The following is a 23,928-nucleotide window of genomic DNA, read 5'->3' as shown; positions in this document are numbered from 1 at the left end:
TTTATGCACTAGACTATCCTATCGAAGAACATTTATGAGTTGAATTCACAATGGCCAGACTCGAAGTAACCGCTCCGGCGAGCTGGAAGTGTTTGTGCGCGTCGTCGAGCTGGGCGGTTTTTCCGCCGCCGCGCGCGCCTGCGGCATGACGCCGTCGGCCGTCAGCAAGCTTGTGTCCCGGCTGGAAGAGCGCCTGGGCGCGCGCCTGCTGAACCGCTCCACGCGCCAGCTGCAGCTGACGGCCGAAGGCTGCGGCCTGTATGAACGGGGCATGCAGGTGCTGGCGGCGCTGGACGAGGCCGAGCGCTGCGCGGGCGTGCAGGATGTGCCGCGCGGCAAGATCAGGGTGAATGCCAACGTGCCGTTCGGCCAGCATTTCTTGCTGCCGCTGGCGCCGCTGTTCCTGGAGCGCTATCCCGAGGTGACGCTCGACATCGTGCTGACCGATGCCGTCGTCGATATCCTCGAACAGCGCACGGACGTGGCCGTGCGGGCCGGTCCCCTGAAAAGTTCCAACTTGCTGGCGCGCAAGCTGGGCCAGACGCGCATGGCGATCGTGGCGGCACACCAAGCTACCTGGCGCGGCGCGGCACGCCGCAGGCAGCGGCCGACCTTGCGTCGCACAATCTGCTCGACGCCAATTACGCGCGCGCCCGCTCGGGCTGGCCGCTGCGCCTGCCCGGGGGCGACATCGTCGTGCCGGTCGTGGGCAATGCCCAGGCCAGCGATGGCGAAGCCTTGCGGCAACTGGCGCTGGCAGGACTGGGACTGGCGCGCCTGGCCGCCTTCCAGGTGCGCGCCGATATCGCGGCGGGCCGTTTGCAGGCCGTGCTGGAAGAATTCAATCCGGGCGACAGCGAAGACGTGCATGCCGTCTTCGTGGGGCAGGGCGGGCACGTGCCGCTGCGCGTGCGCGTCTTTCTCGACTTCCTGGCGCAGCACGTCGCGCTGGACTGAGCGTGTTCAGGCGATTAGGCTGCAGCCGGACGCGGCCGCGCAGTACAATATCGGACGGGCCGCAATGGTTCGGCCCGTATTGTGCCTTTGAATGGAAATATGTTCCTGGTAAAACCTGAACGCCGCCGCCTGCTGCAGGTGGGCGCAACCGTGGCTGTCATCGCGCTGGGCCTGGCCTCGCGCGCCTATCCCCAATTCCTCCCCGCCGCGCTCGGCAAGTATCCGGGCGACGCCCTGTGGGCCATGATGATCGTCTTTGCGTTGGGCATCTTCGCCACGCGCATGCGCACGTGGCAGCTGGCGCTGACTGCGCTGCTGATCTGCTTTGCCGTCGAATTCGGCCAGCTGCTCCAGACGCCCTGGCTCGTCGCGCTGCGCGCGCATCCGCTGGGGCACCTGGTGCTCGGTTCCACCTTCGGCTGGGGCGATTTGATCGCCTACACGGCCGGGGTGGCCGTGGCGGCGTTCATCGACAAGCTGGCGCTGTTCAAGCGCCGCTAGTCCTTACTTCACGTTCCCTTCCGCATCGCGCAATTCCACGGGCGCCAGTTTGAGCTTGCTCAACTGCGGGGCGATCTTCGCCTTGTCGCCCACGCCGATGACGATCAGCTTTTCCGGCTGCAGGTATTTCTTCGCCACCTGCTGCACCTGCTTGTCCGTCACGCCGGCAAAGCGCTGCGGCAAGGTCGCGTAGTAGTCGAGACCCAGGCCATAGATATACGTGTTGGCCATGCTGGCGCTGATGCTGGCATTCGTCTCGAACTGGCCCGGCAGCGACAGCACCTGCGAATTGCGCGCATTCGACAATTCCTTGGCGCTTAACGGCTTGGCGATCATGGCGCGGATTTCCTTGAAGGTTTCCGACACGGCCGCGCCCGTCACGTCGGTGCGCACGCCGGCGGCAATCGAGAACGGTCCCGGCTGGCTGCGGTACTGGAATTGCGAGCGCACGCCATACGTGTAGCCCTTCTCTTCGCGCAGGTTATTGCTCAGCCGACTCGTAAACAAGCCGCCCAGCGCCGCGTTCATCACTTGCAGCGGCGCATAGTCGGGTGTCGCGCGGGCCACGGCGATAGTCGACAGGCGCACGGCCGTCTGCGGCGCGCCCGGCTTGTCGACGAGGATCAGCCTGGCTTTCGTCGTGGCCGGCGCCGCCGTCACGGACGGCGCCACCGCGCCCGCCTTCCAGCTGCCGAACTTGGCTTCCGCCAGGCTCTTCAATTGCGCTGCATCAATGTCGCCCGAGACGATCAGCGCCGCGTTGTTGGGCACATAATGCTGCTGCCAGAACGCCTGCAGGTCGGCGCGGCTGGTGGCTTTCAGGGCCGCTTCCGTGCCCAGTTGGATATAGCCGTACGGATGCTGCGGACCGTACAGGGCGGCCGCTTCCACGCGGGCCGCCACGGCACCCGCGTTTTCGCGCTGCTGCGCCAGTTCGCCGATGCGGCTGGCGCGCTGGCGCTCCACTTCATCTTGCGGGAATTGCGGGTGCTGCACCACGTCGGCCAGCACGTCGAGCGCTTGCGGGAAGGTGGTTTTCAGCGACGTCAGCTGGGCGAACGAGGCATCGGCGCCGGAACCCGTGCCCAGAAAAGCACCGAGTTGCGCCACGTCATCGGCGATCTGCGGCGCGCTGCGCGTACTGGTCCCTTCCTGCAGCAATTGCGCCGTAAAGCCCGACAAGCCCGGCTGCGCCAGCGGATTGGCGCCCGAACCGCTTTTTACTACCAGCTGGCTGGAAATCAGCGGCACGGCCGGGTTGTAGTTGTGGATCACGGTCAAGCCATTGCTCAAGGTGAAGGACGTCGCTTGCGGTAGAACAATCTTCGGCGCGGGACCGGCGGCCGGCACCTTGTTACGCCATGGCTCGTCCGCATTGATGGCCGTGCCCGGCGCCGGCTTGACCTTGCCCGGCGCCGGCGTCGCCACTTCCGGCCCCAGGTCCGGCGTGCCCGGCACGCCATACACGACCACGCGCGCCTGGTTTTTCAGGTAGGTGTCGACGGCGCGCTGCACGCCGGCCGCCGTCACCTGGCGGTAGCGCTCGATATCCTTGCCCAGGTAGCCGGGGTCGCCCAGGTACTGGTTATACTGGTTCATCATGTTGGCGTTGCCGCCCACTTTTTCCACCTGGCTCAGCATGGCTGTCTCGATGCTGTTGCGGGCCCGCTCGATTTCCTTCTCGCTGGGGCCTTTGGCGCGCAATTGCTCCAGCTCCGCCTGCATGGCTTGCTCGATTTCCTCGGGCTGATGGCCGGGGCGGGCCGTCACGTCGATGGTGAACACGGAAGCGAGGGCGTTCGAGCTCTGGCTGGCGCCCACGTCCTGCGCGATCTGCTTGTCGTACACGAGGGATTTATACAGGCGGCTGGACTTGCCGCCGGCCAGGATCTGCGCGGCCATCGACAGTTCCGCATCGTCCGGGGCGTAGGCCGATGGCGTCAGCCAGGCCATGAAGACGCGCGGCAGCTCGACCCGGTCCTGCACCACGATGCGGCGTTCCTGCGTGATGGGCGGCGTCACGACGTCTGGCTTGGCCACGGCGGGGCCGCTCTTGAAGCTGCCAAAATACTTGTTGACCAGTTCCTTGGTCTTTGCCTTGTCGATGTCGCCGCGATCACCAGGCTGGCATTGTTGGGGCCATAGTATTGGGTAAAGAATTCCTTGATGTCGGCCAGTTTCGCGTTCTGGATATCCGCGTGCGAACCGATGACGCTGGCGTAATACGGGTGGGTCTTCGGAAACAGCTGGTGGTACAGGGCTTCCTGCACGATGCCGTAGGGTGCGTTTTCCACGCTCTGGCGCCGCTCGTTGCGCACCACGTCTTGCTGGTTCGTCAGCGCCGTCTGGTCGAGCACGTCCAGCAGGTAGCCCATGCGGTCGGAATGGGCCCACAGGGCCAGTTCCAGCTGGTTCGACGGCACCGTGTCGAAATAGTTGGTGCGGTCGAAATCCGTGCTGCCGTTCGAATCCGTGGCGCCCGCGCCTTCCAGCAGCTGGTCGGCCATGCCGCGCGGCACGTGCTTGGTGGCGGCAAACATCATGTGTTCGAACAAATGCGCAAAGCCCGTCAGGCCCGGCGCTTCATTCGCCGGTCCCACGTGGTACCAGATGTTGACGGCCGTGACGGGCAATTTATGGTCTTCCACGAGAATCACGTCGAGGCCGTTCGGCAGCGTGTATTTTTCGTAGGCAACATTTGGCACGGCCGTGGCTGCCGTCGCGGCAGCGGCGCCGGCGGCGTGGGCGAGCGTGAGCGGGGCGCCGTACAGCGACAGCATCAGGGCGGGTATGGCCAGCAGTTTGATCGGTTTCATGCATGCTTCCAGGCTAGGGTGGGGAAGACGCTGCGGCCCGCTCGTGGCTGGCCCAGCGCGATGGTGCTACGGTCGGTGCTACAGTTTATACAGCAGGGCCGCGCCGCCCAGCACCAGCAGGGCGCAGGCGACGGAGACGAGGGCCGCCGCGCCCAGCAAACGCCATTCGCGCGGCGTAAAGAGGGGGGCAGGCCCGGGCGCTTGCGGCGCGGGCCGGGGCATGGCTGGTGCCGGTTCGGGCGGCAAGCCGCCCGTGGCGCGCGCCTGCGCGGCCAGCGCCTGGGTGGCGGCGTCCAGCAAGGCCAGCTGGCGCTCGACGGTTTCCGCCAGCACGGCTTCGTTCAGCGCCACCAGGGCGAATATCGGGTCATCGACGTCGATCTTGATGCCCGTCTTGTCGAACACGTGGCTGCGCAGTTTGTGCTGGTCCATCTACCATTGCACCTTGTCAAGCTGTTCGAAGATGTCGCGGTAGACGACCTTGATGCGCTGCTTTTCCATGATGTTGAACTTGTCGTTCTGCAACACTTCCTGCATCGTCAGGCGCGCCGTATTCATTTTCTTGACGTCCGCGCCAAACGTGTCGGGATTGCGCTGGCTCAAGGTGATGCTGCCTTTCACGCGCGCGCGGTTGTCGGCATACGATTGCGATTCGACAAACTGCTTGCCCGACGCCGATTGCAGCAGGCCGAAGTGTTCGTTCTGCCACAGCACCAGCGGCACTTTCGTCGCCTGTGCCGTGGCGACGAAGCCCGTGGCCGTGTCGTGCAGGGTGTCGCCGCCGCCGACGATGGTGTGGATGTACACCTTGCGGCCCGATTCTTCCAGCAGCGAGAAACAGTCGTTTTCCAGCAGGTAGCCCATCAGCGGCGAAAACGTGTTCGCGCCATTGTCGACCACGCAGTTGCCGTCCGTGTCGAGGATGTCGATCATCAGCGCGTCGAAGCGCTTCGGGTCGATGTTGCGCGCATCCGTCATCACGGGCACGTGTTTGACATTCATCGCCTTGTAGCGCGAGAACGTGGCGTTTTCCTGGTCGGTGTCATAACAGCGCAAAGGCGTGTCGTCCTTGCCGCCTATCCACTGGGCCAGCAGGGTCGAGACGAGGGTCTTGCCGATGCCGCCCTTGCCCTGCAGGATGAAATGTACCGTGTTTTGCATTGCGACTACTCCAAGTTGTTGCGTCAGTGACAATCAAAGATCCGTGACAGCGGCGCAGGCGCCCGGCCAGGCCACGACTGGCATTTTTACCACAATCCTTTGCAAATATGCCATGCGGAACAGCGAATCTGGTTATGATGTTAATCAGGATACCATTGATACAGAGCAAGTTTTGTGTGAAAAATCCACCCCAGCGTGTGTATGAGGACGCAGTGCCGATCTCCAGTCTCGATAAAGCCGACATTGACCGTCTGAATCAGCAAGCCCTGTCTTGCCTGGTGGGCAACCGCCGCCAGGCGCGGCGGCTGGCGCAGATGGCGCTGGCGGCGGCGCAACGGCAACAGTATGCGCGCGGCGGCGCGTATGCGGAACTGAATCATTGCTGGCTCGCGTATTACGCGGGCGAAGCCGAACCGTCGTGCGAGCAGCTGCGCGCGTATTTCCAGCACAGCGGCGACCTGGAAGGGGGCATGGAAGTGGCGGCCCTGCAGGGCGCGTACGCGAGTCGGCGCGGCGATTTTGCCGATGCCGAGCAGCATTTCCTGCAGGCGCGCAGCCAGGCCGCGCAGATTCCCGATTCCCTGCACAAATTCATGCTGTACGCGCGCCTGGGCGTCGATGCCCTGAACCGTGGCGACACGCAGGACGGCCCGCGCAATTTTTTGCTGGCGCTGGACATCGCCGAGCGTTTCGGCAGCCCCGCGCACCGCGTCAACAGCCTGTCGAACCTGGCGTCGTCGCAGCACGACCTGGGCAACGACGAAGACGCCATCCCCCTGCTGGTCGAGGCGCTCGAGATCATCGGCACGCAAAAGCTCAAATACCAGCAAACCATCGTCTCGGCCAACCTGGCCATGTGTTTATTAGCCACGGGCAAGCCGGCCGAAGCGCTGGCGCTGGTGGAACCGTTTTACGAGTGGCCGGAAGAAGACCTGGCCGTGCGCGCCTTTTTGTTCTGCATCGCCGCCCACGCCGCCATCCTGCTGCAGCGGCCCGACAGCGCGCTGCAACTGCTGCTGCGCGCCGAAGAGTATGCGCGCCGCGGCCAGGACCTGGAAGAGCAGATGCACGCGTGGCTGGTGCGCGGCAAGCTCGACCTGCACGCGGGCCAGACGGCGCAGGCGCTGGCGTCGCTGACGCAGGCGCACAGCCTGCTGAGCTGGACGCGCAATCCGTTCCACCAGCAGCAGATCCTGCGCGGTTTGTCCGATATCAATGCCCAGCTGGGCGAATGGCAGGCCGCGTATGGCTTTTTGCAGCAATACCAGGCCGCGTACGAGGCCAGCAGCAAGTCGGCGCGCGCCTCGCGCAGCCTGATGCGTAACCTGGAAAAGGAAATGCACAGCCTGAAAGCCGAGCGCGACAAGGCGCTGGAGCTGCAGGCGGCGCGCGAAACGGAAAACGCCAAGCTCGAGCACCTGAACCGCGAACTGGCGCACCAGATCCTGCACGTCAATTCCCTGCAGGACAGCCTGAAGGAACAGGCCATGCGCGACCACCTGACGGGCCTGTACAACCGCCGCCATTTCGAAACCTGCCTCAATGCCATCCTGCACGCGGCCGACGCGAACGCGCCCGTGGCCATCGCCATCATCGACCTGGATTTCTTCAAGCGCGTCAACGACACGTACGGGCACAACTTTGGCGACGAGGTGCTGATCCAGTTCGCGCGCCTGGTGGAGAGCCAGCTGCGCGGCAGCGACATGGTGTGCCGCTATGGCGGCGAGGAATTCTGCCTGCTGTTGCGCGAAGCCGACAGCAGCATCGCCGCGCACAAGATCGACGACATCGCCGCGCGCTACCGCCAGCTGCTGATCCAGCAGGCGCCGCACAGCCTGTCCGGCTGCACTTTTTCCGCCGGTATCGCCGAGTATCCGCGCCACGGCGCCGGCCGCCATGAATTGCTGATGCGCGCCGACAGTGCCCTGTACGCGGCCAAGCAGGCCGGGCGCGACCGCGCCTGCATCGCCGACGCTACCGGATAAAAGGCAGCAGTTCGCGCAGGGCGTGCGCCACCGCCTGTTCACGCACGGCCTGGCGGTCGCCCGCGAACACCAGCCGCTGCGTCTGCACGCGCCCGTCCATGGCCCAGCCGAAGCAGACGGTGCCGACGGGCTTGCCCGGCACGCCGCCCGTGGGGCCGGCGATGCCCGTGGTCGAGACGGCCACCTGGGCTTCGCTGTGGGCCAGCGCGCCTTGCGCCATGGCGGCGGCCACTTCCTCGCTGACGGCGCCGTGGGCGGCGATCAGCTCGGCGGGCACGCCCAGCATGCCGCTCTTGGCCCCGTTCGAATAGGTGACGAAGCCCCGCTCGAACCAGGCGCTCGAACCGCTGACGTCGGTGACGGCTTGCGCCACGCCGCCGCCCGTGCACGATTCGGCCGTGGCCAGCAGCAAGCCCTTCGCCTGCAGGGCCTGGCCGACGGCGGTGGAGAGGGGGACGCGTTCGTTGCTCATGGATGACTCCTGCAGGCGGTGGAAAAGGGTGGCAAGACTGTAGCATGGCCCACGGTAAAAGAAACTTTCCCCGGTACCAGCGAAAATGCGTACACTCTTTTATACATTTGCTACCACTTCGGTCCGGCAGGCGCTCTGTCGCTGCGCTACCCTGGTGCGCATCGCCCGAACAGGCACGCGGCATGGTGCCGCGCCTTCGTATGCATTATCTTTACTCGGTTGTCATGGCAATTCTGAACTGGACCTGGTGGCGTCATCCTGGCCCCCTGCGCCGCACCGTGCGCGGCGGCCATCGCTCCCTGCACTGGGGCTGGCTATTGCTGCTCCTGGGCGCGCTGTGCGCCGAGGCGCAGGCGCAAGTGCCGGGCGACCTGGAGCGCCAGGTCAAGGCCGCGTACCTGTACAAGTTTGCCGGCTATGTCGAATGGCCCGAGGGCAGCTTTGCCCGGCCCGACTCGCCGCTGGTGATCGGCGTGGCGGGCGCCGATGCGCTGGCCGAGCAGCTCGAACAGAGCGTGGCCGGGCACAGCGTCAACGGCCGCGCCGTGCAGGTGAAAAAAGTGCGCCGCGGCGAAGCGCTGGCCGGGCTGCACGTGCTGTACCTGGGCGCGCTGGAGAAAACGGCGCTGCAGGAGATGCTGGCCGCCAGCCGTGGCCTGGCGTTGTTGACGGTATCCGATTCGGATGAGGTCTACGCGATGGGCAGCATGATCAATTTTGTCATGGCCGAAGACAAGGTGCGCTTCGACGTGGCCTTAAAACCCGTGGCGCTGGCGCATATCCGCATCAGCGCGCGCATGCTGCTGGCCGCCTACCGCGTGCAGACGGGAGGCGCCTGATGATACGACTGCGTTCCATCCGCCACAAGCTGATGTCGGTGGTCTTGCTGACCACCCTGGTGGCGCTCGTCATTTCGCTGGGCACCATCGTCGTCTACGACTTGCGCGCCTACCACCGCAACCTGGTGGCCGACATCAGTACCCAGGCCGAGCTGCTGGGGCACATGAGTTCGGCCGCGCTGGCCTTCGACGACGAACGCCTGGCGCTGGAAAACCTCAACCTGATGCGCATCCGCCCGCGCGTGACGGCCGGCGCCCTGTACAAGGCCGACGGCAGCCTGTTTGCCAGCTACCGCGCAAACGAGCAGGTGGGCGAGCTGCCGGCGAAGGTGGGCAAGGAAGGCGAAACCATCCAGGGCAGTTCGGTGGAATTGTTCAAGCCCATCGTCGACAATGGCGAACTGCTGGGCACCGTCTACCTGCGCGCCGATTACGAGCTGGCCGGCCGCACGGCCGATTACCTGGCCATCGCGCTGGGCGTGACGGTGCTGGCGCTGCTGGTGGCCTTGCTGCTGCTGCGCCGCCTCGATTTCGTCATCACCCAGCCCATCCTCGATATCGCCGACGTGGCGCGTGAAGTGATCGAGACGGGCGACTACTCGCGCCGCGCGCGCAAGCTCAGCGTCGACGAAGTGGCGCAGCTGGTCGATTCCTTCAACAAGATGCTGGCCGAGATCGAGCTGCGCACGCAGGCGCTGGAGCGCTCGAACGGCGAGCTGGCGCGCGAGGGCGAGCAGCGCACCCAGGCGCAGCAGGAAGTCATGCGCCTGAACCAGGAGCTGGAAGTGCGCGTGCACGAGCGCACGATGCAGCTGGAAATGACGAATGGCGAACTGGCCATGGCGATGGAAGAGGCGCGCAGCGCCAATTATGCCAAGTCGGCCTTCCTGTCGTCGATGAGCCATGAATTGCGCACGCCGCTGAACGCCATCCTGGGCTTCGCGCAAATCCTCAGTTCCGACCGCCTGCCGTCGACCCTGGAACAAAAGAAGGAATTCGCCGGCCATATCCTGAAATCGGGGCGTCACTTGTTGACATTGATCAATGAAATTCTCGATCTGGCGAAGGTGGAATCGGGCACGGTCAGCCTGTCGCTGGAACCGGTGGCGCTGGACGCCATCTTGCAGGAATGCCGCGACATGATCGCGCCGCTGGCCAGCCAGCGCGGCATCGGCATGGACTTTCCCGATGCCTGCCCCCTGAACGTGCTGGCCGACCGCACGCGCCTCAAGCAGATTTTATTGAACCTGCTGTCGAATGCGCTCAAGTACAACCGCGAGCAGGGGCAGGTGGCCATCGCTTGCGCGCCGCACGCGGGCGGGCGGGTGCGCATCAGCAGCGTGCGTGACACGGGCGTGGGCCTTGATGCCGAACAGGTGGCGCTGCTGTTCCAGCCCTTCAACCGGCTGGGGCAGGAAGGCGGCACGGAAGAGGGCAGCGGCATCGGCCTGGTGGTCACCAAGCGCCTGGTGGAGCTGATGGATGGCAGCATCGGCGTGACCAGCGCGCCAGGCGAAGGCAGCACGTTCTGGATCGAGCTGCGCGTGGTCGATGCCTTGCCCGCGCCCGCACCGCTGGCCTTGCCGCGCCCGGACCTGGCCGGCGCGCTGCTCGAGCACAGCGCTCCCGTGACCTTGCTGTACGTGGAAGACAATCCCGCCAACCTGACCCTGGTCGAGGAAATCGTGCGCTACTGCCCGCAATTGCAGCTGCTGACGGCCACGGATGGCCGCCTGGGCGTGGAGATGGCGCGCACGCACCTGCCGCAGCTGATCTTGATGGACATCAACCTGCCGCACGTGAATGGCACGGATGCGCTGAAGCTGCTGCGCGCCGATCCGCGCACGGCGCACATCCCCGTCATCGCCCTGACGGCCAACGCCATGCCGGGCGACGTCGAGCGCAGCATGGCGCTGGGCTTTTACCGCTACCTGACCAAGCCGATCAACCTCGATGAATTTACCGAGGCGATCAACAGCACCCTGGCCTATGTGGCACAGCAGCGCCGGCAGAAAGGCAAGGGGGCGCCGTGATCAGCCAGGCCGATATCTATGCGGCGAAAATCCTCATCGTCGACGACCAGGAAGTCAATTTGCGCCTGCTCGCGCATTTGCTGGAAGGCGGCGGCTACACGGCCATCAGCAGCACCCTCGACGCGCGCGCCGTGGCCGGCCTGCACCAGCGCCAGCAGTTCGACCTGATCATCCTCGACCTGGTGATGCCCGGCATGAGCGGCTATGAGGTGATGGATACCTTGCGCCCGCTGGAACTGGAAGGCTATCTGCCCGTGCTGGTGATCGCCGCCGACCCGGACGCCAAGCTGGCGGCGCTGGAAGCGGGCGCGCGCGACTTCATCAGCAAGCCCTTCGATGCGCTCGAGGTGCTCACGCGCATCCGCAACATGCTCGAAGTGCGGCTGCTGCACCGCGCCGCGCGCCACTACAACACCTTGCTCGAACGCACGGTGGGCCAGCGCACGGCCGAATTGCAGCGCTTTCGCGGCGCCATGGACGCCACCAGCGACGCCATCTTCCTCGTCGACGTGCTGGGCATGGCCCTGGTCGACGCCAACGACGGCGCCTGCCGCCTGCTCGGCTATGCGCGCGCCGAACTGCTGGCGCTGGCGCCCGGCACTCTGCTGCCGTCGCCGCCGGCCCCGCCGCTGGCCGCGCTGCCGGGCGGCCCGGCCCACCTGGCCACGGAAGTGACGGAATGCGAGCTGGTGCGGCGCGACCTGAGCCTGGTGCCCGTGGAACTGGGCTGGCACTGGTATGCGCAGGCGCCCGTGGCGGGCGGCCATCCTGGTACCCCTGGCACGGGCGGCCTGCTGCTGATCGCCGTGGCGCGCGACATCAGCGAACGGCGCCAGGCGCAGGAGCGCCTGAAGCACCTGGCCCATTACGATGGCTTGACGGGGCTGCCGAACCGCAGCCTGTTTTACCAGACGCTGGCCCAGGCCGTCGAACTGGCGCAGGAAAAAAGCTGGCGCATCGTGGTGCTGTTCATCGCGCTGGACCGCTTCAAAAGCATCAACGACACCCTGGGCGCGGCGCTGGGCGACGAACTGCTGCGCCAGTTCAGTAACCGCCTGGTCGAATGCGTGCGCCTGCGCGACACGGTGGGGAGGCTGGGCAACGACGAATTCGCACTGATATTGACCATGAGCCGCAACCAGCAGGAAGCCGTGGCCGTGGCCAACCAGGTGCGCGAAGCCTTGCGCGCGCCGTTCGACCTGCGCGGCCATGCTGCCACCCTGACGGCCAGCATCGGCATCGCCATGTATCCGGACGACGCCACCGACCCGGAAACGCTGATCAAATACGCGAATACGGCCATGGGCGGCGCCAAGCAGGCGGGGCGCGACGGCTACCGCTTTTTCACGGCCGGCATGAACGTGCAGGTACTGGCGCGCCTGGACCTGGAACTGGCGCTGCGCCATGCGCTCGAGCACGACCAGTTCATCCTGTACTACCAGCCCAAGGTGGATTTGCGCACGGGCCGCATCAGCGGCGTGGAAGCGCTGCTGCGCTGGCGCCGCCCCGGCTATGGCCTGGTGGCGCCGGCTGAATTCGTGCCCGTGCTGGAAGACACGGGATTGGTCGTGCGCGTGGGCGCCTGGGTGATCCAGGCTGCCTGCCGCCAGATCGCCGAATGGCGCGACAGCGAAGTGGGACCCGTGCGCGTGGCCGTGAATGTGTCGAGCCGCCAGTTTGCCGAGGGCGATCTGGAGGGCGAAGTAACGCGCGCGCTGGCGCAGTACGGTGTGGCGCCGGAATTGCTGGAACTGGAATTGACGGAAACGGCGCTGATGTCGAACGCCGAGCGCACCATCGTCGTGCTGAGCAAATTGAAGAAAATCGGCGTGAAGGTGGCCATCGACGATTTCGGCACCGGTTATTCGAGCCTGGCGTATCTGCAGCGCTTCCCCATCGACAAGCTCAAAATCGACATCGCCTTCGTGCGCAACATCACCAGCAACCCGAACGACGCGGCCATCGCGCTGGCCATCGTCAGCATGGCGCACAGCCTGAAACTGAGCGTGGTGGCCGAGGGCGTGGAATCGCGCCCGCAGCTCGAATATCTGCGGCGCAACCGCTGCGACGAGATCCAGGGCTTTTATTTCAGCCGCGCCCTGCCGGCGCTGGAACTGGGGCAGATGATCGCCGCCGGCGCCGGTCTGCCGCCCGGCCACGACCCGGCCGCCCAGTCCGCGCAAACCCTGCTCATCGTCGACGACGACGTCAACGTGCTGTCCTCGCTGCACCGCCTGTTCCGCCCCGAGGGCTACCAGATCCTCACGGCCAGCACGCCGGCCGAAGGCTTTGAAATGCTGGCCCTGCACAGGGTCCACGTCATCGTCTGCGACCAGCGCATGCCCAGCATGAGCGGCACGGAGTTCTTGAGCAAGGTCAAGGAGCTGTATCCGGAAACCATCCGCATCATCCTGTCCGGCTACACGGGCCTGGAAGCCGTGCTCGACTCGATCAACCGGGGCGCCATCTATCGTTTTTATACGAAACCGTGGGATGACACCCAGCTGCGCGACAATATCCGCCTGGCCTTCCAGCACTACTGGATGGTGAACCAGCCGGGGCTGGCGCGCACGGCGGTGCGCTAGCCGAGTTAATCGCTGAAGTGGTCGAACGACGATAACTGCAGATCGAGCGGCAGTCCCTGCGCGTCGACCAGCCGCAAGCCTGATTGCGCCTCGATGCGGCCCACGCGCGTGACGGGCGTGCCGCAGCTGAGCGCCAGCGCGGCGATGGCCTCGCGCGAGGACGCTGGCGCCGTGAAGCACAGCTCATAGTCGTCGCCGCCGGCGGCCGTGTAGCGGCGGCGCGGGCGGTGGCTTGCCGCGCCAGCACGGGGCCTGCCGGCAGGGCGTCGACGTCGAGGGTGGCACCCACCTGCGACGCTTTCAAGATGTGCCCCAGGTCGCCCGCCAGGCCATCCGAAATATCGATGGCTGCATGCACCAGGCCCGCTTCGGCCAGCGCGCAGCCGAGCGCCACGCGCGGCGTCGGCGTGTGCATGCGCGCGGCCGCCGTCAGCAGGTCCGCTGGCGCCAATTCGTGCTCCATGCGGTAGCCGGCCAGCGCCAGGCGCGCGTCGCCGACAGTCCCGCTGACCCAGATGTCGTCGCCCGCCACGGCCGCGCTGCGGCGCAGGGCCTGGCCCGGCGCCAGTTCGCCGAATACGGTGATGCAGATATTTAAGGAGCCCTTGGTGGTGTCGCCGCCGATCAGTTCGCAATCAAAGGCGTCGGCCAGCGCAAACAGGCCCTCGGCAAAGCCGGCCAGCCAGGCGCGCTCCGCCTGCGGCAGGGCCAGGGCCAAAGTGAATGCCACGGGGCGCGCGCCCATCGCGGCCAGGTCGGACAGGTTCACGGCCAGGCTTTTGTGGCCGAGCATGCGGGCGTCGGCGCCGGCAAAGAAGTGCCGGTCCTCGACCAGCATGTCCGAGGAGATGGCGATCTGCTTGCCGGCCGCTGGCGTCATCAGCGCGCAATCGTCGCCGATGCCCAGGGTGGCGCGGCCGGGGCGCTGGCGCACGAAATAGTGTTTGATCAGGTCGAATTCGGAAAGCGCGTCGTGTGGGGCCATGGCGTAGTCTGGTCGTTGAATGATGGTGTGGCCCGGCTATTATAGGCTGGCCTACAATACGGGTCTTTGCCACTGCCGAACAACTTGCCATGCCTATTCTCGATATTCACGTCTTACTGCAATCCTGGCTCGATCACGGCTGGCTGCGCGACCCGCAAGCCGTCGGCCTGGCCACCTTCGAGGCGCAGGAATTGGTGGCGTGGGGCTTCGACGCCATCAGCGACGGCGGCCAGCTGTGCCTGTACGAGGACGAACGCCTGTTCCGCAGGGGCCAGCGTCCCGTGCTGGCGTCGTTCAAGGCGTATCTGCAGCGCGGCCAGCTGGGCGCGAATGGACTCGATCTCGGTTACCAGGTGCACCTGGCCGGTTTCCTGCGCGCGGCGCGGCAACCGTTGCCGGCGTTTCGCGTGCTGCTGGAACAGGGCGGCCGCAGCGGCGCCCTGCTGTTCGACAGCGGCCTGGTGCTGCAGTTTGCCGCCAATTTGCGCGGCAAGCCCCGCCATTACTATCTGACCCTGGTCGAGGGCCATGTGGCCGATGCCGAGCTTGCGGACCGCGACAGCGATATCGACTTGCGCGCCGCCAGCGTGGGCCATGTCCAGGCCCTGTACGACAGCCGCGATCCTGCCGACCTGCAGCGCCTGGCCCGGCGCGGCAGTGCAGCGCTGCGCGAGCTGGCGCAGCTGCTTTCCTAGCCTTTCTTCGCCTGCGCCATGCCGTGCAGCAGCTTGGCCAGCAACTGGTCGAGCTGGCGCTGCTCGTCCGCGCTGAGTGCCGACAGCATGGCGCGTTCGTTTTCCACGTGCAGCAGCACCAGTTTTTCAATCAATTCCAGGCCCCTGTGTGTCAGGGCCACCAGCACGCCGCGCCGGTCCGTCGGGTGTTTCTGCCGTTCGATCAGGCCGGCCGCTTCCAGCCGGTCGATGCGGTTGGTCATGCCGCCCGAGGACAGCATGGCCGCCTCGTACAGGGCCGTCGGCGTCAGGCTGTAGGGCGCGCCCGAGCGGCGCAGGGTCGCCAGCACGTCGAATTCGCCCGGCTGCAAGCCGTGTTCGGCGAACAGCGGGTTGAGCCAGTCGCGCGCCATCAGCTGCGCCACCGTGCCCAGCTGGCCCACCAGCTGCATGGCGGCGGTATCCATCTGCGGCAGTTCGCGCTGCCATTGTGCTGCGGCAAATTGCGCGCGCGTGTGTTCTTGCGGGGTATCCGTCATGGCGTAGGCATGTATCTCGACATAAGATAGATTTCTATCTTTATGTTAAGATACTTTTCATCAAGTGATTATGTCACGCATTAAACCATGTGCCTCCCTGCGAGGCAAGGACAACTCTGCCATGCCTGTTGAACGCCCCGTATCTTCCCCGCTGCCCTCGTCCGCCCTGCTGGTGGCCGCCATCATCCTGCTGGGCCTGAATTTGCGGCCCATCCTGGCCGCCATCGGTCCCTTGCTCGACAGCATCCAGGCCAGCACGGGCATCAGCAATGCCAACGCGGGCTTGCTGACCACCGTGCCCGTGTTCGCCATGGGCCTGTGCGCGCTGGCGGGCGCGCAACTGCAGCGCCGCCTGGGCGTGGCGCGCGGCATCGGTATCGGCATCGCCATCATCGCTGCCGCTTGCGCGCTGCGCTGGCCCTTGCATGGCAGCGGCGGCCTGATCGCCACGGCGGCCCTGGGCGGCCTGGGCATCGCGCTGGTGCAGGCGCTGTTGCCGGCCTTCATCAAGCGCCATTTCCCCGAGCGGGCGGGCCAGTTGATGGGCTTTTATACGACGGGCATCATGGGCGGCGCGGCCATCGCCGCCGCGTCCGCTTCACCGCTGGCGCAGTCGCTGGGCTGGCAGGCGCTGCTGGCCCTGTGGGCGCTGCCCGCCGTGGCCGCCGCGCTGCTGTGGCGCCGCGCCGCCGCCGCGCGCGTGGACGTGGCCGGCGGCGCGGGCGCTCGCCTGCCCGTGGGCAGCACACGGGCCTGGCTGCTGATGGTGTTCTTTGGCGTCGGCACGGGCGCCTACACGCTGGTGCTGGCCTGGCTGCCGCCGTTTTACACGGAACTGGGCTGGAGCGCGGCCGACAGCGGCTTGCTGCTGGGCGCCCTGACCCTGGTGGAAGTGCTGGCGGGACTGGTCATTTCCAGTGTCATCCACCGCTTTCCCGACCGCCGCATCCTGTTATTGTCGGTATTGCTGGCCGTGCTGGCCGGCCTCGCTTGCCTGATCGTGGCGCCCGCGCAACTGGCCATTCCCGCCGTGATCCTGCTCGGCTGCGGCATCGGCTCCTTGTTTCCCCTGTCGCTGATCGTCAGCATGGATCACGTGGTTGAGCCTGCCGGCGCCGGCGCCTTGCTTGGTTTCGTGCAGGGCGGCGGCTACATCATCGCCAGCAGCATGCCGTTCATCGCCGGGTTGATCCGCCAGCATTCGTCCAGCCTGGCCCAGGCGTGGATGGTGATGGCGGGCGGCGTGGTGCTGTTGCTGCTGATTGCCACGCGCTTTGCGCCGGGGGCGCGGCTGGCCGCTATGCGCTAGCGTGCGCATGGCGGATCGGCCAACTGATATATTTCGGCTATGAACATTGTCGACCACTATTTAACCGGCTTGCGCCAGGCCATGCCGCCGGAGCCGCTGGCGGAACTGGCGCTGGCCAGCGGCGCCAGCGCGGAGCAACTGGACAGCTTGCGCCAGGCGTATCCGCTGTGCCCGGACAGCCTGCTGCGCCTGCTGGGCCACTACAACGGCACCTATTACCAGGAATATGCGGGCGGCATGGTGCTGGTGTACATGCTGGGCTCGGACGTGTTCGAGTACCCGTATTACCTGAGTTCCGTCGAACAGATCCTGGAAGACCGGCAAGCGAACCAGCGCAGCATCGCGGATATTTACGGCCATTACCTGGAAGACGACCCCGGCATCGTCGACGCCCGCATCGACGCGGGCATCAAACAGGGCCAGCGCCTGTGTTTTTCGCATTGCATGAACAACGGCGGCTCCTCGCGGCTGTATGTCGATTTCACGCCCGCGGCGTCGGGCAAGGTGGGACAGGTCGTGCGCTTCCTGCACGATCCCGACAATTACCAGGTTATCGCGGACAGTTTCGATGCCTATCTGCAAATGCTGATCGATGAGGACTACGGCTTCCTGATCGAGGACAATTTTGAATAGTCCGGCCGCGCCGCCCTCCCTGCTGCCCGCCAACCGCCGCATCGTGCTGTCCGGCGAGGATGCGCTGCGCATCCTGCGCGAGATCGAATTTTTGTTGATATCGCTCAATAACATCGGCCGCCATTATTATCCCGACGGCGATGATGACGGCGCCGATGCCCAGCGCCGCGCACGGTATTGCGCCGAAACGACGCGCTTCATCGACGCAGAGCAAGCCACGACGCGTTTGGCGCTGATGCGCCGCATCCTGTCCGCGCCATTCGACACCCGCCTGGGCGACGACGACATGGACGATCTCGAGCGCGCCGTCGCCGCGCTGCCGCTGTGGCGCGCGCCCGGCCAGTCATCATAAAAACTAATTGAAATCTAAAATTTGATAGTTTTTCCTGTTGAGGACGTTTGTGCCGCCGGACGGCCTTACAATGCTAGGTTATGCGTTTTCGTGATATCAGACTGTGGCTAGCGGAAAATACCTAGCTAATTGAAAGATTCGGTCTGATAAAATCGGAAGCACCCCGATCGACCAAACAGGAAGGCAGCACAGCATGGATTCGTCATCTGATAAAAAAGAAGAATTGCGTCAACAATTGCGCTTGGCCGCACTCGAGTACCACGAGTGCCCGCGCCCCGGCAAAATCAGCGTGACGCCCACCAAACAACTGACCAACCAGCGCGACCTGGCGCTGGCCTATTCCCCAGGCGTGGCGGCACCGTGCGAAGAAATCGTCATCGATCCGGCGAACGCCTATAAATACACGGCGCGCGGCAACCTGGTGGCCGTCATCACCAACGGCACGGCCGTGCTGGGACTGGGCAATATCGGCCCGCTGGCCGCCAAGCCGGTGATGGAAGGCAAGGGCGTGCTGTTCAAGAAATTCGCCGGCATCGACGTCTTCGACATCGAAATCAACGAATCGGACCCGGATAAACTGGTCGACATCATCGCTTCGCTGGAACCGACCTTCGGCGGCGTGAATCTGGAAGACATCAAGGCGCCCGAGTGCTTCTACATCGAGCGCCAGCTGCGCGACCGCATGAAGATTCCCGTCTTCCATGACGACCAGCACGGCACCGCCATCATCGTCGGCGCGGCCATCCTGAACGGCCTGAAAGCCGTCGGCAAGAAAATCGAGGACTGCAAGCTGGTCGTCTCGGGCGCGGGCGCCGCGGCGCTGGCCTGCCTGGACCTGATCGTCGACCTGGGCTTCCCCCTGAAAAATATCTACGTCACCGACCTGGCCGGCGTCGTCTACAAGGGCCGCGCGGAACTGATGGACCCGGACAAGGAACGCTTCGCGCAAGACACGCCGCTGCGCACCCTGGGCGAAGTCATCCCGGACGCCGACATCTTCCTCGGCGTTTCCGCCGCCGGCGTGCTGAAACAGGACATGGTGCGCAAGATGGCGCCGAACCCGCTGATCCTGGCGCTGGCCAATCCGAATCCGGAAATCCTGCCGGAAGAAGTCAAGGCCGTGCGCAGCGACGCCATCATCGCCACGGGCCGTTCGGACTATCCGAACCAGGTCAACAACGTGCTGTGCTTCCCGTACATCTTCCGCGGCGCCCTCGATTGCGGCGCCACCACCATCACGCGCGAAATGGAAATCGCCGTGGTGCACGCGATCGCCGACCTGGCGCACGCCGAGCAGTCGGACATCGTCGCCACCACCTATGGCATCAGCAACCTGTCGTTCGGCCCTGAATACCTGATCCCGATGCCGTTCGACCCGCGCCTCTTGATCAAGATCGCGCCAGCGGTGGCCAAGGCGGCCGAGGATTCCGGCGTCGCCACGCGTCCGATCAAGGACTTGCAGGCGTACGCGGACAGCCTGCAGCAATTCGTCTACCGCAGCGGCACCTTCATGAAGCCGCTGTTCCTGATGGCCAAATCCACGCCGGCCGAACTGAAACGCATCGTCTACGCCGAAGGCGAAGAAGAGCGCGTGCTGCGCGCCGTGCAAGTGGTGGTCGATGAAAAACTGGCGCGTCCCATCCTGGTGGGCCGTCCGCCCGTGCTCGAAGCGCGCATCCAGAAGTTCGGCCTGCGCCTCAAGCAAGGCGTCGACTTCGACGTCATCAATCCGGACTTCGACGAGCGCTATCGCGATTACTGGAATACGTACTACGCCATGACGAGCCGCAAAGGCGTCACCGAGGAATACGCTAAACTGGAAATGCGCCGCCGCCACACCCTGATCGGTTCGATGATGATCCACAAGGGCGACGCGGACGGCATGATCTGCGGCACCTTCGGCACCACCCAGCTGCACCTGAAATACATCGACCAGGTGCTGGGCAAGCGCGCGGGCAGCAATGTCTACGCCGCCATGAACGTGCTGATCATGCCGGAGCGCCAGCTGGTGATGGTCGACACGCACGTCAACGAAAACCCGGATGCCGACCAATTGGCCGAGATCACCATCATGGCCGCCGAAGAAATGACCCGTTTCGGCCTGTCGCCGCGCGCGGCCCTGCTGTCGCACTCGAACTTCGGTTCCAGCGACAGCGTCTCGGCGCAAAAGATGCGCGCCGCGCTGGCCATCGTCAAGGAACGCGCGCCGGACCTGGAAATCGACGGCGAAATGCACGGCGATACGGCCCTCGACAGCAAGCTGCGTCAAAAACTCATGCCGAATTCGGCACTGAAGAACGACGCCAACCTGCTCGTCATGCCGAACATCGAGTCGGCCAACATCGCCTACAACCTGGTGAAGACGGCGGCCGGCAACGGCATCGCCGTCGGCCCGATCCTGCTCGGCTGCGCCAAGCCCGTGCACATTCTGACGCCATCGGCCACCGTGCGCCGCATCGTCAACATGACGGCCCTGTGCGTCGTCGACGCCGTGGCGCAGCGCAAAGCCTAAGCTCTTAGCTGTTGCTTGAAAGCCGCGCCATCCGCAAGGGGGCGCGGCTTTTTTACATCGGTGGCACGGGCAGGGCCGTGGCGGCCGGCTGGCGGCGCAGGTAATAGTGGCGGTACAGCAAGATTTCGCCCCACACCAGCAGCAGCGTTAGCAGGGCGAACAGGCCCAGCGTGATCTTGAGCGAATTGAAATACGCGCCGGCCTGGCGCTTGATGGCGTCGATGATGAAGATCATCGGCACTGACTTGTCGAGTTTGCTGAAGTCGGCCTGGCGCGCCACGTCGGTGGTCAGGCGCACGGCCAGATCGGTGCCCAGCGCGGCCAGCTCGCCCGTCGCCTGGCCACGGAAGTTGGCGCCCTTGAGCGCTTCGCCGAGCAGGCCGACCCTGGCGATCAGCTGTTCCTGCAGCACTTGCGTCAGCAGCACGCTGCCGCGGCGCAGGATGAATTCATTGATCCAGCGCGCCTTGCTGCGTTCCCAGTAGCTGCTGGACGTGGGCTGGTAATACATGCCTTGCACGAAGGGCTCGAGCAGGCTGCGCACGCTGATGGGCTGGCCCGGGGCGATCAGCTTGACCTGCTGCTCCAGGTAGACGCGCAGCGCCGGCATCTGTGCCTCTACCACGGGCTGCAGGTCGCGCTCGAGGGCCTGGTTGACCACGCGGTGCACGCTGTGCACGGCGCCAAACCCGCTGCCGAGGAGCGGCAGCGCGAGCAGGATCAACACATAGCTGAGCTTGGCGGCCACATGCCAGGCGGGCGGACGGCGCACCAGCAGGCATTTTTTGGCCAGCTGGTGGCAGATGCCGAGCGCCAGCACAAAGCCGAGCACGCCATACAGCAGCAGCCACGGCAGGACGGTCCACAGCAGGTCGCTGCCGAACGGCGCCAGGGCGCTGCCCCAATTGATCAGTTGTTGCTTCATCTACATTGCCTTGATATGGAAAATCAGGCAAGTATAGCCATTGTGCAACAGAACGTGGCGCGCGGAACCTCAGTGCGCCATCAGCACGGGCAAGGTCATCTGGCGCAGCACGGTTTCCGTCACGCCGCCCAGCAGGATTTCGCGGAAGCGGGCGTGGCCGTAGCCGCCCATCACCAGCAAGTCCGCATGCACCTCGGCGGCCATGGCCAGCAGCGCCGCACCGATGTCGCCGATGGCGACGGTCTGGCGTACCTCGACGGGCACGCCATGGCGGCTCAGGTAGGCGGCGATGTCGGCGCCCGGATGGCGGGCCGGTTGCGCATGGCCCGCGGGCGGGTGCAGCAGGGCCAGCACCACAAGGCGCGCCGCGCGCAGCAGCGGCAGGGCGTGGCCGATGGCGCGCGTCGCTTCCATGCTGCCGTCCCAGGCCACCACGACCGTGTTGTCCACTTGCGCGAATTGACCGCTGTGCGGCACGATCAGCACGGGACGGGCCGCGTTCAGCATCACGTAGGGCACCAGGTCGCTCATGGCGCCGGGCAGCGCCTCGCTGGCGTCGTGCTGGCTGAGCACCGTCAGGTCGCTGTAGCGGGCGCTGACGGCCATGCCGCCATCTTCATCGTCTTCGATCAGGCGCCGTTCCAGCGAGACGGCGCCGGCCTGGCGCGCCAGCGTTTCGAACTGGTCCAGCGCCTGCTCCGCCTGGCCGTGCAGGGCATTGATCTGCGCTGCCACGGCGCTGCCGCGCATGCCGCGGTTGTTTTGCAGGGTAAAGCGCGACATGCCCGTCATGGCGGCGCCGATCAGGTGCGCCTGGTGCGCGTGCGCCAGCCGCGCCGCGATGGCGATGCGCTGCGGCGCATGGCGCGACAGGTCGGCGTGGACGAGGATGGATTTGTAGGCCATGGTGTCATTCGCTAGTCAGGATGGCAACAAGGCTAGAACGGCAACACGGGCAAGTCCAGCATTGCCGTGCTGGACGGCGGTTTTCTTATGCGGCGCTTGACGTGGGTCAAAAAAACACGGGCCATGACCTTTCGCAAGGCCGCCGCCAGGAAATTGCGAGGTGTTTGATGTGCATCAAAATGCCGGGTCCGCCACCAGCCATAATGGCCTTGAACTCCTTGCCCTTCCAGTGGTCTGCAACGGCGCCGGCGCCATCTGTCCGGCACTTCCTTGTGTGACGCAACAACGCTGGCCGTGGCGGGAGTTCACTTCTCGGCGCCTTGCCTGGAGTCATGCTACATTCGCATCCTGTTTTTCTGAAAGGATGACGATGCCTTTAGGTAATCACGGTAACAACTTCTTGCAGCACAATCAGCAAGCCTGGGATGCGCAGGCTGCACGCAACAGTCCCTGGTCGCAGCCCGTCGACAGCGCCACCATCGCCGCGGCCCGTGCCGGGCAGTGGCAAATCCATCTGACGCCCGGCCCCTTGCCGGCCGGCTGGCTGGGCGAGGTGCGCGGCAAGCGCATCCTGTGCCTGGCCGGCGCCGGCGGGCAGCAGGCGCCCGTGCTGGCCGCCGCCGGCGCGCACGTCACCGTCTTCGACCTGTCTGAACAGCAGCTCGCGCAAGACCGTATGGTGGCTGAACGCGACGGCTTGCAACTGGACACCGTCCAGGGCGACATGCGCGACCTGGCCCGCTTTGCCGACGCCAGCTTCGATGTCATCATCCACCCCGTGTCGAACCAGTACGTGCCCGATATCGCCCCCGTGTGGCGCGAATCCGCGCGCGTGCTGGCCGATGGCGGTGTGTTGCTGAGCAGTTTCTTCAATCCGGCCGTCTTCATCGGCGACCGCGATCCGCAATGGGCACAGCAGGGCTTGATACGCCCCCGTTTCGTGCTGCCGTATTCGGATGTGGAGGATATGGATGCCGATGCGCTGGCGGCGCGCATGGAGAAGGGCGAGGCGCTGGTCTTCGGCCATGGCCTGGACAGCCAGATCGGCGGCCAGCTGGCGGCGGGTTTCATGCTGGCGGGTTACCACGAGGAAATGCATCCCCACCCGCGCTTTGAAATTGAAAAGTATCTGCCCAGCTTTATTGCCACGCGGGCCGTCAGGCTGGCGCGCGCGGCATAGCGGTCATTAGTTGTACGGCTGCAAGTCCAGCCAGACGGCGTACGACAGGCGCTTGCCATTCCACAGGCCGCCGCCGCGGATGACGGCGTCGCACGAGGTCAGCTGGCCCACCAGATCCATGCGGCCCAGGTTGCGGCGCAGGCGCAACGCGTCGTTGTGCGACAGGTAGCCGACCAGCTGGCCATCGATGAAGACGGCGATGGCCTTGTCCTGGAACGGGTTGGCATCGTCGCAGACGAGCAGGGCCAGGCATTTTTCTTCCGCGTTGCCGGGACCGTGCTCGCCGGCCAGCCTGGCGATGGCGGGCTGGTACATCGCTTCGTTTTCCACTTCCGACGCAAAGCGCCCCTCATCGCTCCAGTGGTGCGCCGGTGCGCCGGCAGGGATCGCCGGCACGTACTGGCGCACGGAGACGAGCGGCTTGTGCAGCGGTTTGACGGGTGTGCGGCCGCTGAAGACGTAGTACAGCAGGGCGATGACGATCACGATGGCAAGCAGGTAAAGCATGGTATCTCTCTGATTTCTGAAGGGGAAGCCGGTGGCGCGGGCGCATTGCGCGGCGTT

Annotated in this window: 21 protein-coding genes and 2 pseudogenes; 13 read left to right on the top strand and 10 right to left on the bottom strand. The window is 65.4% G+C overall.

The window, feature by feature from the left end:
• Nucleotides 1-88: 88 nt before the first annotated feature.
• From ACQVLG_RS04375 to ACQVLG_RS04365, 3 genes and pseudogenes are all read left to right on the top strand, one after another.
• Nucleotides 89-526: pseudogene (locus tag ACQVLG_RS04375) on the top strand (LysR family transcriptional regulator); the annotation flags it as partial.
• A gap of 50 nt (nucleotides 527-576) precedes the next feature.
• A complete protein-coding gene (locus ACQVLG_RS04370; RefSeq protein WP_474295541.1) occupies nucleotides 577-957 on the top strand; it encodes a LysR substrate-binding domain-containing protein in 381 nt (126 codons plus the stop codon).
• A 99-nt stretch (nucleotides 958-1,056) separates the two neighbouring features.
• Nucleotides 1,057-1,458 carry a ribosomal maturation YjgA family protein gene (locus tag ACQVLG_RS04365; RefSeq protein ID WP_474293017.1) on the top strand — a complete coding sequence of 134 codons (402 nt, stop codon included), beginning with the start codon at nucleotides 1,057-1,059 and terminating at the stop codon, nucleotides 1,456-1,458.
• 3 nt (nucleotides 1,459-1,461) lie between these two features.
• Here the strand turns inward: ACQVLG_RS04365 and ACQVLG_RS04360 are convergent, their stop codons facing one another.
• The 4 genes from ACQVLG_RS04360 to ACQVLG_RS04345 all read right to left on the bottom strand — a co-directional run bounded on the left by ACQVLG_RS04360 (nucleotide 1,462) and on the right by ACQVLG_RS04345 (nucleotide 5,435).
• Nucleotides 1,462-3,540, bottom strand: a complete 2,079-nt coding sequence (locus ACQVLG_RS04360; RefSeq protein WP_474295539.1) for a M16 family metallopeptidase — start codon at nucleotides 3,538-3,540, stop codon at nucleotides 1,462-1,464.
• A complete protein-coding gene (locus tag ACQVLG_RS04355; RefSeq protein WP_474293015.1) occupies nucleotides 3,477-4,274 on the bottom strand; it encodes a M16 family metallopeptidase in 798 nt (265 codons plus the stop codon). Before ACQVLG_RS04355 ends, ACQVLG_RS04360 begins: the two co-directional genes overlap by 64 nt.
• Nucleotides 4,275-4,352: 78 nt before the next feature.
• Nucleotides 4,353-4,706: a hypothetical protein gene (locus ACQVLG_RS04350; RefSeq protein ID WP_230539048.1), complete on the bottom strand. Its 354-nt coding sequence runs from the start codon at nucleotides 4,704-4,706 to the stop codon at nucleotides 4,353-4,355.
• Complete coding sequence (locus tag ACQVLG_RS04345; protein WP_101482913.1) at nucleotides 4,707-5,435, bottom strand: P-loop NTPase family protein; 729 nt, start codon at nucleotides 5,433-5,435, stop codon at nucleotides 4,707-4,709. It lies immediately after the preceding gene.
• Nucleotides 5,436-5,647: 212 nt separating this feature from the next.
• Here ACQVLG_RS04345 and ACQVLG_RS04340 point away from each other — a divergent pair, with 212 nt between their 5' ends.
• Nucleotides 5,648-7,420, top strand: coding sequence for a GGDEF domain-containing protein (locus ACQVLG_RS04340; protein ID WP_474293012.1), 1,773 nt, complete (start codon nucleotides 5,648-5,650; stop codon nucleotides 7,418-7,420).
• On the opposite strand, the gene ACQVLG_RS04335 is transcribed toward ACQVLG_RS04340, so the two are convergent.
• Nucleotides 7,410-7,892, bottom strand: a complete 483-nt coding sequence (locus ACQVLG_RS04335; RefSeq protein WP_474293010.1) for a CinA family protein — start codon at nucleotides 7,890-7,892, stop codon at nucleotides 7,410-7,412. The two genes, ACQVLG_RS04340 and ACQVLG_RS04335, sit on opposite strands and share 11 nt — an antisense overlap.
• Nucleotides 7,893-8,116: 224 nt before the next feature.
• Between ACQVLG_RS04335 and ACQVLG_RS04330 the strand changes: the two genes are divergently transcribed.
• From ACQVLG_RS04330 to ACQVLG_RS04320, 3 genes are read left to right on the top strand one after another with little or no spacing between them, the layout of a single operon-like run.
• Complete coding sequence (locus tag ACQVLG_RS04330; protein WP_230539044.1) at nucleotides 8,117-8,731, top strand: TOL_0243 family YfiR-like periplasmic protein; 615 nt, start codon at nucleotides 8,117-8,119, stop codon at nucleotides 8,729-8,731.
• Nucleotides 8,731-10,764 carry a sensor histidine kinase, YfiR-like protein-associated gene (locus ACQVLG_RS04325; RefSeq protein ID WP_474293008.1) on the top strand — a complete coding sequence of 678 codons (2,034 nt, stop codon included), beginning with the start codon at nucleotides 8,731-8,733 and terminating at the stop codon, nucleotides 10,762-10,764. The genes ACQVLG_RS04330 and ACQVLG_RS04325 overlap by 1 nt, the downstream gene beginning before the upstream one ends.
• On the top strand, nucleotides 10,761-13,349 hold the full coding sequence (locus tag ACQVLG_RS04320; protein ID WP_474293006.1) for an EAL domain-containing protein: 2,589 nt from the start codon (nucleotides 10,761-10,763) through the stop codon (nucleotides 13,347-13,349). The genes ACQVLG_RS04325 and ACQVLG_RS04320 overlap by 4 nt, the downstream gene beginning before the upstream one ends.
• Before the next feature lie 5 nt (nucleotides 13,350-13,354).
• On the opposite strand, the pseudogene thiL reads toward ACQVLG_RS04320, so the two are convergent.
• Nucleotides 13,355-14,334: pseudogene (gene thiL / locus ACQVLG_RS04315) on the bottom strand (thiamine-phosphate kinase).
• A gap of 89 nt (nucleotides 14,335-14,423) precedes the next feature.
• Between thiL and ACQVLG_RS04310 the strand changes: the two are divergent.
• Nucleotides 14,424-15,029, top strand: a complete 606-nt coding sequence (locus tag ACQVLG_RS04310) for a hypothetical protein (RefSeq protein WP_474293004.1) — start codon at nucleotides 14,424-14,426, stop codon at nucleotides 15,027-15,029.
• Here the strand turns inward: ACQVLG_RS04310 and ACQVLG_RS04305 are convergent.
• On the bottom strand, nucleotides 15,026-15,547 hold the full coding sequence (locus ACQVLG_RS04305) for a MarR family winged helix-turn-helix transcriptional regulator (RefSeq protein WP_474293002.1): 522 nt from the start codon (nucleotides 15,545-15,547) through the stop codon (nucleotides 15,026-15,028). The genes ACQVLG_RS04310 and ACQVLG_RS04305 overlap by 4 nt on opposite strands.
• Before the next feature lie 121 nt (nucleotides 15,548-15,668).
• Here ACQVLG_RS04305 and ACQVLG_RS04300 point away from each other — a divergent pair, with 121 nt between their 5' ends.
• From ACQVLG_RS04300 to ACQVLG_RS04285, 4 genes are all read left to right on the top strand, one after another.
• Entirely contained in the window at nucleotides 15,669-16,856 is a 1,188-nt protein-coding gene (locus ACQVLG_RS04300; protein ID WP_474293000.1) for an MFS transporter, read from the top strand.
• A 39-nt stretch (nucleotides 16,857-16,895) separates the two neighbouring features.
• A complete protein-coding gene (locus ACQVLG_RS04295) occupies nucleotides 16,896-17,489 on the top strand; it encodes an SMI1/KNR4 family protein (protein ID WP_474292998.1) in 594 nt (197 codons plus the stop codon).
• Nucleotides 17,482-17,841, top strand: a complete 360-nt coding sequence (locus tag ACQVLG_RS04290; RefSeq protein ID WP_474292996.1) for a hypothetical protein — start codon at nucleotides 17,482-17,484, stop codon at nucleotides 17,839-17,841. Before ACQVLG_RS04295 ends, ACQVLG_RS04290 begins: the two co-directional genes overlap by 8 nt.
• Nucleotides 17,842-18,034: 193 nt before the next feature.
• Nucleotides 18,035-20,353, top strand: a complete 2,319-nt coding sequence (locus ACQVLG_RS04285) for an NADP-dependent malic enzyme (protein ID WP_474292994.1) — start codon at nucleotides 18,035-18,037, stop codon at nucleotides 20,351-20,353.
• A gap of 52 nt (nucleotides 20,354-20,405) precedes the next feature.
• Here the strand turns inward: ACQVLG_RS04285 and ACQVLG_RS04280 are convergent, their stop codons facing one another.
• Together ACQVLG_RS04280 and ACQVLG_RS04275 are read right to left on the bottom strand one after the other, a co-directional pair.
• Nucleotides 20,406-21,278, bottom strand: a complete 873-nt coding sequence (locus ACQVLG_RS04280) for a hypothetical protein (RefSeq protein WP_474292993.1) — start codon at nucleotides 21,276-21,278, stop codon at nucleotides 20,406-20,408.
• A gap of 69 nt (nucleotides 21,279-21,347) precedes the next feature.
• On the bottom strand, nucleotides 21,348-22,184 hold the full coding sequence (locus ACQVLG_RS04275; protein WP_230539033.1) for a universal stress protein: 837 nt from the start codon (nucleotides 22,182-22,184) through the stop codon (nucleotides 21,348-21,350).
• 370 nt (nucleotides 22,185-22,554) lie between these two features.
• Here ACQVLG_RS04275 and ACQVLG_RS04270 point away from each other — a divergent pair, with 370 nt between their 5' ends.
• The gene (locus ACQVLG_RS04270) at nucleotides 22,555-23,364 is read left to right on the top strand and encodes a class I SAM-dependent methyltransferase (RefSeq protein ID WP_474292991.1); all 810 of its coding nucleotides are present in this window, start codon (nucleotides 22,555-22,557) and stop codon (nucleotides 23,362-23,364) included.
• 6 nt (nucleotides 23,365-23,370) lie between these two features.
• Here ACQVLG_RS04270 and ACQVLG_RS04265 read toward each other — a convergent pair whose 3' ends face one another.
• Nucleotides 23,371-23,871 (bottom strand): hypothetical protein, encoded by a 501-nt coding sequence (locus ACQVLG_RS04265; protein ID WP_230539031.1) that lies wholly within the window; start codon nucleotides 23,869-23,871, stop codon nucleotides 23,371-23,373.
• Nucleotides 23,872-23,928: the final 57 nt, after the last annotated feature.

It is taken from the genome of Janthinobacterium sp. TPC_1 (genome assembly GCF_056037845.1).
The sequence above is the reverse complement of the archived record's forward strand: the minus strand, read 5'-3'. Positions and strand labels throughout refer to the sequence as shown.